The 10,314-nt window shown below is 72.4% G+C and carries 11 protein-coding genes; 7 read left to right on the top strand and 4 right to left on the bottom strand.

Going from position 1 to position 10,314, the window contains the following annotated elements; all coding sequences use genetic code 11:
* Nucleotides 1-148: 148 nt before the first annotated feature.
* The 4 genes from AOK17_RS16375 to AOK17_RS16360 form a co-directional block, all read left to right on the top strand.
* Nucleotides 149-1,045 (top strand): ABC transporter substrate-binding protein (locus AOK17_RS16375; protein ID WP_245697191.1); only part of this gene is annotated, 897 nt, incomplete at its 5' end.
* A gap of 175 nt (nucleotides 1,046-1,220) precedes the next feature.
* Nucleotides 1,221-2,060: a Nif3-like dinuclear metal center hexameric protein gene (locus AOK17_RS16370; protein ID WP_055613208.1), complete on the top strand. Its 840-nt coding sequence runs from the start codon at nucleotides 1,221-1,223 to the stop codon at nucleotides 2,058-2,060.
* Nucleotides 2,057-2,800, top strand: coding sequence for a zinc ribbon domain-containing protein (locus tag AOK17_RS16365; protein ID WP_206190771.1), 744 nt, complete (start codon nucleotides 2,057-2,059; stop codon nucleotides 2,798-2,800). The genes AOK17_RS16370 and AOK17_RS16365 overlap by 4 nt, the downstream gene beginning before the upstream one ends.
* 62 nt (nucleotides 2,801-2,862) lie before the next feature.
* Nucleotides 2,863-4,227: a bifunctional RNase H/acid phosphatase gene (locus tag AOK17_RS16360; protein WP_055613201.1), complete on the top strand. Its 1,365-nt coding sequence runs from the start codon at nucleotides 2,863-2,865 to the stop codon at nucleotides 4,225-4,227.
* A gap of 106 nt (nucleotides 4,228-4,333) precedes the next feature.
* On the opposite strand, the gene eda is transcribed toward AOK17_RS16360, so the two are convergent.
* Together eda and yaaA are read right to left on the bottom strand one after the other, a co-directional pair.
* Nucleotides 4,334-5,017, bottom strand: a complete 684-nt coding sequence (gene eda / locus AOK17_RS16355; RefSeq protein ID WP_055613200.1) for a bifunctional 4-hydroxy-2-oxoglutarate aldolase/2-dehydro-3-deoxy-phosphogluconate aldolase — start codon at nucleotides 5,015-5,017, stop codon at nucleotides 4,334-4,336.
* A 93-nt stretch (nucleotides 5,018-5,110) separates the two neighbouring features.
* Nucleotides 5,111-5,893: a peroxide stress protein YaaA gene (yaaA, locus tag AOK17_RS16350; protein ID WP_055613199.1), complete on the bottom strand. Its 783-nt coding sequence runs from the start codon at nucleotides 5,891-5,893 to the stop codon at nucleotides 5,111-5,113.
* A gap of 150 nt (nucleotides 5,894-6,043) precedes the next feature.
* Here yaaA and AOK17_RS16345 point away from each other — a divergent pair, with 150 nt between their 5' ends.
* Nucleotides 6,044-7,495 (top strand): RNB domain-containing ribonuclease, encoded by a 1,452-nt coding sequence (locus AOK17_RS16345; RefSeq protein WP_055613198.1) that lies wholly within the window; start codon nucleotides 6,044-6,046, stop codon nucleotides 7,493-7,495.
* A gap of 4 nt (nucleotides 7,496-7,499) precedes the next feature.
* On the opposite strand, the gene AOK17_RS16340 is transcribed toward AOK17_RS16345, so the two are convergent.
* Both AOK17_RS16340 and AOK17_RS16335 read right to left on the bottom strand, forming a co-directional pair.
* Nucleotides 7,500-8,111, bottom strand: coding sequence for a hypothetical protein (locus AOK17_RS16340; protein ID WP_055613206.1), 612 nt, complete (start codon nucleotides 8,109-8,111; stop codon nucleotides 7,500-7,502).
* Between the two features lie 68 nt (nucleotides 8,112-8,179).
* Nucleotides 8,180-8,959, bottom strand: a complete 780-nt coding sequence (locus AOK17_RS16335) for a MerR family transcriptional regulator (protein WP_055613197.1) — start codon at nucleotides 8,957-8,959, stop codon at nucleotides 8,180-8,182.
* Between the two features lie 183 nt (nucleotides 8,960-9,142).
* Here AOK17_RS16335 and AOK17_RS16330 point away from each other — a divergent pair, with 183 nt between their 5' ends.
* Nucleotides 9,143-9,601: a DUF4260 family protein gene (locus AOK17_RS16330; RefSeq protein ID WP_079053056.1), complete on the top strand. Its 459-nt coding sequence runs from the start codon at nucleotides 9,143-9,145 to the stop codon at nucleotides 9,599-9,601.
* Between the two features lie 100 nt (nucleotides 9,602-9,701).
* Nucleotides 9,702-10,211 carry a TetR/AcrR family transcriptional regulator gene (locus AOK17_RS16325; RefSeq protein ID WP_055613204.1) on the top strand — a complete coding sequence of 170 codons (510 nt, stop codon included), beginning with the start codon at nucleotides 9,702-9,704 and terminating at the stop codon, nucleotides 10,209-10,211.
* Nucleotides 10,212-10,314 lie beyond the last annotated feature (103 nt).

Genomic DNA, 10,314 nt, shown 5'->3' with positions numbered 1-10,314 from the left:
CCGACGCCGACCTCGGCCCGGGCCCGATCTCGTACCGGACCATGAACCACCGGAGTGTGTGCCTGATGTCCCTACGACGCCGCGGTTCCGCCGCCGTCGCCCTCGCCGTGGCGGCCGTTCTCTCGCTCGCCGCCTGCGGGTCGGGCNNGGCGGCGAGGACTTCGCGAAGGCGGCCGAGGAGACGGCCAAGCTGGGGACCACGGCCAAGGCCGGCGAGTTCCCGCGCACGATCGAGCATGCGATGGGCGAGACCGAGCTGAAGGCCAGGCCCAAGCGCGTGGTCGTCCTCGACGTCGGTGAGCTCGACAACGTCGTCTCCCTCGGCGTGCAGCCCGTCGGCTGGGCGCCCACCGAGGGCTCGGCCGGGATCCCCTCGTACCTGAAGAAGGACGCGGGCAGCCCCAAGGACGTCGGCACGATCAACGCCCTCAACCTGGAGCCGATCGCGGGCCTGAAGCCCGACCTGATCCTCGGCAGCGAACTGCGCGCCGCCAAGCTCTACCCGCAGCTCTCCAAGATCGCCCCCACCGTGTTCTCCATCCGTCCGGGCTTCACCTGGAAGGAGAACTACCTCCTCAACGCGGCGGCGCTGGACAGGACCGCCGAGGCGAAGACCCAGCTCGCCGCGTACGAGAAGAAGGCCAAGGCCCTCGGCGACGAACTCGGCCCCGACAAGCCGACCGTCACCATGCTCCGCTACCTGCCGGGCATGATCCGCCTCTACGCGAAGGCGTCCTTCATCGGCACGATCCTTGAGGACGTCGGCATCCCGCGCCCCAAGAACCAGCAGATCAACGACCTCGCGGCGGAGATCAGCCCGGAGAGGATCGACGACGCCGACGCCGACTGGATCTTCACCGGCGTCTACGGCGACGCCAAGAAGACCGACCGCGCCACCGCCGAGGACAACCCGCTCTGGAAGAAGCTCGGCGCGGTCAAGGGCGGCCAGGCCAAGGACGTACCCGACGAGACCTGGTACCTCGGCCTCGGCGTCACCGCGGCCGGCGAGGTCCTCGACGACCTCAAGGGCTTCCTCGCCAAGTAGGACGACGACAGCACGACCACCTCGCGAAGTGGCCGGACCAGGATTGCCCGGACCGGGATTGCCCGGACCGGGATTGCCCAGGCCAGGACCGCCCGCTGCGGGGTCGCCCGGTCACAGCTGGTCAAGTAGCCCGCGACCGGTGGGGCACGGACACAAGGCAGGTAGCCTTTTGTTCGTGCCCCGTCTGTCTGAAGTCATCGCCGCGCTCGACGCTCTCTGGCCCCCCGCGAGCGCGGAGGACTGGGACGCGGTCGGCACGGTCTGCGGAGACCCCGACCAGGAGGTCTCCCGCGTACTCTTCGCCGTCGACCCGGTCCAGGAGATCGTGGACGAGGCGGTGAAGCTGGACGCCGACCTGCTGGTCACCCACCACCCGCTCTATCTGCGCGGTACGACGACGGTCGCGGCCTCGAACTTCAAGGGCCGCGTCGTGCACACCCTCATCAAGAACGACATCGCGCTGCACGTCGCCCACACGAACGCCGACCGCGCCGACCCGGGCGTGAGCGACGCCCTCGCCGGAGCCCTGGACCTCCGCGTCGTACGCCCCCTCGTGCCGGACCCCGCCGACGCCGACGGCCGACGGGGCCTCGGCCGGGTCTGCGAGCTGGACCATCCGCTGACCGTCCGCGAGTTCGCCGCCCGCGCCGCCGAACGGCTGCCCGCCACCGCGCAGGGCATCCGCGTCGCGGGCGACCCCGAGGCGCTGGTGCGGACCGTCGCGGTCAGCGGCGGCTCCGGCGACAGCCTCTTCGCCGACGTACGCGCCGCCGGCGTGGACGCCTTCCTCACCGCGGACCTGCGCCACCACCCGGCGTCGGAAGCCCGCGCCCACAGTCCCCTCGCGCTGCTCGACGCGGCGCACTGGGCCACCGAGTGGCCCTGGTGCGAGCTGGCCGCCGCCCAGCTCGACGAGATTTCCGACCGTCACGGCTGGGACCTGCGGGTCCATGTCTCGAAGACGGTCACCGACCCGTGGAACTCCCACTCCCCTTCACCTGGAGCCCCCAACTGAACGCCGCGCCCGCCGACCAGATCCGACTTCTCGACGTCCAGTCCCTCGACGCCCGCCTGCAGCAGCTCGCGCACAAGCGGAGGTCGCTGCCCGAGCACGCCGAGATCGAGTCGCTGACCAAGGACCTCACGCAGCTGCGCGACCTGCTCGTCGCCTCCCAGACCGAGGAGAGCGACTGCTCCCGCGAGCAGACCAAGGCGGAGCAGGACGTCGACCAGGTGCGCCAGCGCGCCTCCCGCGACCAGCAGCGCCTCGACTCGGGTGCCGTCACGTCCCCCAAGGACCTGGAGAACCTCCAGCGCGAGATCGCCTCCCTCGCCAAGCGCCAGGGTGACCTGGAGGACGTCGTCCTGGAGATCATGGAGCGCCGCGAGTCCGCGCAGGAGCGGGTCGCCGAACTGACCGAGCGGGTCTCGTCCGTCCAGTCGAAGATCGACGACGCGACGGCCCGCCGGGACGCCGCGCAGGAGTCCCTCGACGGTGAGGCCGCGACGGCGACGAAGGAGCGCGAGGTCATCGCGGGCTCCGTCCCCGCCGACCTCCTCAAGCTCTACGAGAAGCTCCGCGAGCAGCAGGGCGGCGTCGGGGCGGCCCGCCTCTACCAGCGCCGCTGCGAGGGCTGCCGCCTGGAGCTCAACATCACCGAGGTGAACGACGTGAAGGCGGCGTCCCCGGACACGGTCCTGCGCTGCGAGAACTGCCGCCGCATCCTGATCCGCACGTCGGAGTCGGGTCTGTAGGCGTTTGTAGAGGTCTGCAGGGGTCTGCGGAGTCCTGTTCGGGTCTGTAAGGAGCTTCTGGCTTGCGCGAGTTGATCGTCGAGGCGGACGGGGGTTCCCGGGGAAACCCGGGGCCCGCGGGCTACGGAGCCGTGGTCATCGACGCGGCGACGGGGGAGACTCTGGCCGAGGCGGCGGAGTACCTCGGCGTCGCCACGAACAACGTCGCCGAGTACAGCGGCCTGGTCGCGGGCCTCCGCGCGGCCCGCGACCTCGACCCCACGGCCACCGTGCGGGTCCGCATGGACTCCAAGCTCGTGGTCGAGCAGATGTCCGGCCGCTGGCAGATCAAGCACCCCGCGATGCGCCCCCTGGCGGCCGAGGCCCGCTCCATCCTCCCGCCCGACCGGGTCACGTACGAGTGGATCCCCCGCGCGGAGAACAAGCACGCGGACCGCTTGGCCAACGAGGCGATGGACGCGGGGAAGAGGGGCGAGCAGTGGTCCCCGTCGCAGTCGACGGCAGACCTGGACGCGGGGGGCACCGCGAGGCCGGCAGTGCCCCGTAAGGGGCGCGGGGAACTGCGCGACCAGCCGCAGCGGACCCGCAGCGAGACGACTCCCGCCAGCACCACCGACGTACGGGGGACGCTGGCAGCGCCGGGTTCGGTGGCGCCCCTTGAGGGGCGCGGGGAACTGCGCGACCAGCCACAGCCGACCCGCACCCGAACAGCTCCCGTCGCCACCCCCGACACCAACGACATCCGAGCCGCCCGGAACCTGGCCTCCGAGGCGCCGACCGCCGGAGCCGCTCCCCCGGACCTCGGCACCCCCACCACCTTCGTACTGCTCCGGCACGGCGAGACCCCCCTGACCCCCCAGAAGCGTTTCTCGGGAAGCGGCGGCAGCGACCCCGCGCTGTCGGACACGGGCCGCGACCAGGCCGACCGCGTCGCAACCGCACTCGCCGCCCGCGGGACCGTACAGGACGTCATCTCGTCCCCCCTCGCCCGCTGCCGCGAAACCGCAGCGATCGTGGCGGCCAGGCTCGGACTGGACGTGCGAATCGAGGACGGGCTCCGCGAGACGGACTTCGGGGCATGGGAAGGCCTGACGTTCGGAGAGGTCCGCGACCGCTACCCGGACGACATGAGCGCCTGGCTGAGTTCCCCGGACGCCGAACCCACCGGCGGCGGCGAGAGTTTCGAGGCGGTGGCCCACCGGGTGGGCGCGGCCCGCGACGAGTTGCTCGCGGCGCACACCGGCCGCACCGTGCTCCTCGTCTCCCACGTCACGCCCATCAAGACCCTCGTACGGCTGGCCCTGGGCGCCCCGCCGGAGGCCCTGTTCCGCATGGAACTGTCGGCGGCGTCGCTGTCGGTGGTGGCGTACTACGGGGACGGCAACGCGAGCGTGCGGCTGCTCAACGACACGTCTGCGCTGCGCTGAGCGGGGGTTGAGCGCGGGTTGGTCTCGGAGTGGGCTCGGGTGGGGAGTTGGCTGCGGGTCGGTCGGGGGGATTGCGCAGTTCCCCGCGCCCCTGAAGGGGCGTGCCTCAGCCGGGGGTGTGTCCCAGGCTTGCGGCTTCCCTTGCCAGGGTCTCCACCCTTGCCCAGTCCCCGGACGCGATCGCGTCCGGCGGGAGCATCCAACTTCCGCCCACGCACAGGACGTTGGGCAGGGCCAGGTAGTCCGGCGCGACGGCCGGGCCGATGCCCCCGGTCGGGCAGAAGCGGGCCTGGGGGAGCGGCCCCGCCAGGGACTTGAGGTACGCCGTACCGCCGGCCGCCTGGGCCGGGAAGAACTTCATGTCGCTCACGCCCCGCTCCAGCAGCGCCACGACCTCCGACGTCGTGGAGACCCCCGGCAGGAACGGCACCCCGGACGCCTTCATCGCATCGAGCAGTACGTCCGTCCAGCCCGGGCTCACCAGGAAGCGCGCCCCGGCGGCCACCGACTGCGCCACCTGCTCCGGCGAGATGACCGTGCCGGCCCCGACCACCGCCTCCGGCACCCCGTCGGCGATCGCCCGGATCGCGTCGAGCGCCACCGGCGTCCGCAGCGTCACCTCGATCGCGGGCAGCCCGCCCGCGACGAGCGCACGGGCCAGCGGCACGGCGTCCGCGACGTCGTCGACGACGACCACGGGGACGACGGGCGCCAGTTCGAGTACGGACGAGGACAGCGGCGAGGGCAACGGTGACGAGGACAGCGATGACGAGGGCAGGGGCGAAACCATGCGCTCATCCTGCCCGCGCCCCGCAGCATGCGCAAAGGTCGTTGCGCATGCTGCAACATGCGACGGCTGCCCCACCCGGCGAACCCCGCGTACTCAGTGAATCTCGTCCACCAGCACGTCCAGCATCCACGCCCGCCCCGCCCCCGCAGGCGCCGCCGCCTCGACCACGTATCCAAGATCCCGCAGCGCCTCCACCAGCTCCGCGGGCCCCGAAGGCACGGCACCGGACTGCATGAGGCTGCGGACGATGCGGCCCTTGGTCGCCTTGTTGAAGTGGCTGACGACCTTCCGGGTCGGCGCGTGCAGCACCCGTACGCTCGCCGTGCGCCCCGCGACCTCCCCCTTCGGCTTCCACGCCGCCGCGTACGCCGAGGACCGCAGGTCGAGCACGAGCCCGCTCCCGGCCGCCTCGGGCAGCACGGCGGCCATCGGCGCCCGCCAGTGCGCGCCCAGCGCCCCGAGGCCCGGCAGCTTCACACCCATCGAGCAGCGGTACGAGGGAATCCGGTCCGTCACCCGGACCGCACCCCACAGCCCCGAGAAGACGAGCAGCGAGCGCGCCGCCCGCCGCTTGGCCGCCGTGTCGAGCGAGGCCAGGTCGAGGGCGTCGTACAACACGCCCGTGTAGATCTCCCCGGCGGGCCGCGCCCCCGCGGTCCGCAGCTCCGTGTTCTTGGCGACCTCGCCGCGCAGGCCCTCGCTCAGCCCGAGCACCTCGCGGGCCTTCTCCTCGTCGCCCGCGCAGAGTTCGACGAGCTCCTCGAACACCGCCTGCCGCGCCTCGGCGAGCCCCGGCAACGACAGCGACTCCGGCTTCAACGGCGCGCCCCGCCCGGAGGGAGCCTTTCCTTCGGACGGCGGCAGCAGCACAAGCACGGCGGTTCTCCCTGGGACGTTCGGTACGGCGGTGGGTACGGAGTTCGGTAGTGGGTTCTGTACGGGGTTCTGCACGGCATTCGGTACGTGAGAGGGGTACGCGCAAGCCTACGGGGTGCCGCCCGTCCCACCCCGCCATACGCTCGCCGTATGCCCCGCCGCCAGATTCGTGTGACCGGCGCAGCCGAGGCGCCCCTGCGGGCCGCGCTGCGCGCACTGCGCACCGAACTCGACGTACCCGAGGCCTTCGGGCCGCGGGTGCTCGCCGAGGCGGAACGGGCCGCCCGCGAACCCACGCTTCCGGCGTACGACGCCACGGACGTCCCCCTCTTCACCATCGACCCGCCGACGTCCACCGACCTCGACCAGGCGATGCACCTGTCCCGCCGCCCGGACGGCTACCGCGTGCGGTACGCCATCGCCGACGTCGCGGCTTTCGTCGTACCGGGCGGTCTCCTGGACGCGGAGGCACACCGCAGGGTCACGACCCTCTACTTCCCGGACGGCAAGATCCCCCTCCACCCGCCGGTCCTGAGCGAGGGGGCCGCGAGCCTGCTCCCGGACCAGACTTCCCCGGCCGTCCTGTGGACGATCGACCTGGACGCGGACGGCCGCCCGACGTCCACCGAGGTCCGCCGCGCCCTCGTCCGCAGCCGCGCCAAGCTCGACTACGAGTCCGTCCAGAAGCAGCTCGACGCGGGCACCGCCGAGGAACCGCTCGCCCTCCTCAAGGACATCGGGCTCCTCCGCGAACAACAGGAAGTGGCCCGCGGCGGCATCTCCCTCAACGTCCCCGAGCAGGAGATCACCGAGCGCGACGGCGCGTACGAACTCACCTACCGCGCCCCGCTCCCCGCCGACGGCTGGAACGCGCAGATCTCCCTCCTCACGGGCATGGCCGCGGCCGAGCTGATGCTCGCGTACGGCACGGGCGTGCTGCGCACACTCCCGGCAGCGCCCGATGGCGCTGTCGGCCGACTGCGGCGCACCGCGCGGGCGCTGCGCATCGACTGGCCGCACCACGTCTCGTACGCCGAGCTGATCCGTTCCCTGGACCCGCACCTGCCCCACCACGCGGCCTTCCTCCAGGAGTGCACGACGCTGTTGCGGGGCGCGGGCTACACGGTCTTCCGGGACGGCGTCATCCCGGACCTCACCACCCACGCCGCAGTGGCCGCGCCCTACACGCACTGCACGGCCCCGCTCCGCCGCCTGGTCGACCGCTACGCCTCGGAACTGTGCCTGGCGGCGACGGCCGGGGAGGAACCTCCGGAGTGGGTGCTCGCCGCCCTCGACGACCTGCCGAAGCGGATGGCCGAGGGCACCCGCCGCGCGGGCACGGCCGAGCGCGAGTGCGTCGACATCGTCGAGGCGGCCCTGCTCAAGGACCGCGTCGGCGAACTCTTCGACGGCACCGTCGTGGACGTACAGGAACGCGAACCCACCGTGGGAACCGTCCAGTTGGAGTCCCCCGCCGTCGTCGCCCGTATCAAGAGCGAGGAAGGGGCCGGAGCGCTGCCGCTGCCGCTGGGGGAGCGGCTGCGGGTACGGCTCACACAGGCCGACCCGGGCTCGGCGAAGGTGCTGTTCGCTCCCGCGTGAGTTCCTACGCGGGCTCTTGAGTCGGCTCCAGCGCGGCGCGTATCTCCCGTACCAGCGCCTCGGGTTCGTCGGCGTGGAAGCGGATCATGGTGACGTCCTTGGGGCGCCCGAGGAAGGTGAAGTGCCGTACGGGGGAGGAGAGTTCGAGTGTGATCGTGGTCTGCGCGCCGATGGCCAGGTCGAGCCGGCCGTCGCGCTTCTCGTGCGTGGTGACCAACTCGCGGCGTACGGAGGTGATCGCGGCGAGCGGAACGCGAACGTCGACGTGGGCGGCGCGGCGGATACGCAGGAAGGCCTCGTCCCCCGTGTCGTCGAGCACATGGGGCCGGGTCACGGACGCCGCGTGCATGCCGACGATCAGGAGCAGTGTGTAGACGTCGAGCGCGAACACGACCCGGTGGACGGCGGGATGGTTCCGCAGGAGCACCGCCATACAGACGCTTTCGAGGACGGACACGAACCCGAAGCCGAACATCATCGCGCCCTGGCCGCGCCCGTACGAGAAGGCCCGCCCGTGCCCGATGCCGTGGGGCCGCCGGGCCACCCACCGGCCGATGCTCGCCAGCAGCCGCACCTCGTGGGCGATTGGGTGCCGCATGATGCGTACGGCCCGCATGGCGCCGCCCGTCGGCGTACTGCTGGCCGGCGTACCGCCCGCCGTCGTCACCGTGTCCGCCGCCGCGCTCATCGCGCACGCTCCACGAGCAGTTCGATCGTCCGGCGGACCGCCGCGGCCTGCGCGGGGGCGAAGTCGTCGAGAAAGGCACGGAAGAAGCTGCCGTTGCCGGTCATGTCGGTTCCCTCCAGGTCGAGTTGGCCGAGGCCCATGCCTTCCAGGGCCTCGTCGGGCAGGCAGTCGGCGAGGGCGCGGGCGGCCTCCTCGACGCGGGGGTCGGCAGGGTCGACGTCGACGAGCGCGTCGAGCAGGGCGTACGCCTCGTGCGTCCGCTCCAGTGCGCCGGGCACGTCCGCGGTGGCACGCATCGCGGACAGCAGTTGCTCGCGGTCCTCCGGGGCGGCGACCGTTTCGAGGAACGCGATCATCTCGCGGTCCTTCGCGGCCATCGCCGGTTCCGGGTTCCGGGTCAACTCGCCGAAGATCTCGGCCAGTTCGGGAGACACGGGCCCCTCGGCGGTCAGTCCGCTCCCGTCCAGCAGGGCGCGCAGCCGCAGCCGCCGCTCCCGGATCGCCGCCTCCTGGCGGGCCAGGTCGTCGTCGAGCTCCGCGAGCACCTCGGCGAGATCGCGCCCCGCGTCGTCCGCGAGGGCGTCCCGCACCTCGGCGAGGCCTAGCCCCAGCTCGGTCAGCCGTTTGATCCGGGCGAGCATGACCGCGTGCCGCAGGCCGTAGTCGCGGTAGCCGTTGGAACGCCGCTCGGGTTCGGGCAGCAGCCCGAGGTGGTGGTAGTGCCGGACGGTCCGCGTCGTGACGCCGACGGTCGCGGCGAGTTCTCCGATCCGCATGCTCTCAGTAGAAACGTTGACGTTGCGGCAGGGTCAAGCGGTGGCCTTCCCGGCGGGTCGCGGGTCGGTGGACATCCCTTGACGGCTAACGGTGTTAGCCGTAGGGTCGTGGCTAACGACGTTAGCCAGATGCCCGCGGCCGGCCCGCCGCACAGCCCGACCGCCCAGCCGCAGGAGGCAGCAATGAGTACGATCACCGCGCCCGGCACCGCCGACACCGCGAACGCCGAGGGCACGGACACCGCCCCCCGGCGCCGCCGCGTGCTCCCGGTCGCCCGCCGCACCGCCTGGCTGCTGAACGCGCTCTTCTGGTCGGCCTTCGCCGTACTCGAAGCCATGAACCACGGCTGGCTCGCGGGACTCCTGGCCGTCGCGTTCTTCATAGCGCCCGACCTGACGTTCCTGGTCGGTATCGGCGAAGCGCGCGGGATGGCGAAGGGCCGCCTCCAGCCCCGCGCGGTCCCGTACTACAACACCGCCCACCGAGCGCTCGTCCCGCTCGCCCTCATGACGCTCTACACCTTCGGACCGGTCACCTGGGCCCCGGCCTTCGCGGCCCTGTGCGGCTGGCTCGCCCACATCTCGTACGATCGCGCCTTCGGCTACGGCCTGCGGACGAAGGAGGGCTTCCAGCGTGACTGACGGGCAGGGCGACCGAGGTGCCGACGGGCGGGGCACTCAAGTCGGTGACAGGCGGGGTCCTCAGGGCGGCCAGGGCGCCCAGGGCGGTGGGTTCGGTGGGCTGTCGCCACGAGCCCGTTCGATCGTAGCGGCGGCCCGGGCGCTCCTGGAGGAGTCCGGCCCAGCCGCGCTGACCATGCGGGCCCTCGCCGACCACCTGGGCATCAAGGCCCCGTCCCTCTACAAGCACTTCCCCGACAAGTCGGCCGTGGAGGTCGAGCTGATCGCGCAGATGCTCGCCGAGTCCGCCGCGGCGCTGGAGGCTGCCGAGACCCAGGCCCCGGGATCGATCCCGGCCCTGGCCGAGGCGTATCGCGAGTACGCCCTCGAACACCCCCACCTCTACTGCCTGGCCACCGAGCGCCCCCTGCCTCGCGCCTTCCTCCCACCCGGCCTGGAGGACCGCGCCGCCGCGCCCCTCGTCCGGGCCTGCGGCGGCGACATGGACCTGGCCCGGGCGACCTGGGCGTTCGCCCACGGGATGGTGATCCTGGAGATCCACGGCCGCTTTCCGGACGACGCCGACCTGGCCGGGGCATGGAAGAAGGGCACGCGGGCGTTGCACCCCTGAGGAGGTACGACGCCATGGGGGCACGGGGTGATGGTGAGCGCGCGGATGGGCTTCGCCGGCCGGGCGGGTACGGGCAGGCGGCTGGCCGCGAACCGGTGAGTGG

Origin of the sequence: Streptomyces phaeochromogenes, assembly GCF_001418655.1 — a bacterium.
In the GTDB taxonomy this organism is placed as follows: domain Bacteria; phylum Actinomycetota; class Actinomycetes; order Streptomycetales; family Streptomycetaceae; genus Streptomyces; species Streptomyces phaeochromogenes.
The sequence above is the reverse complement of the archived record's forward strand: the minus strand, read 5'-3'. Positions and strand labels throughout refer to the sequence as shown.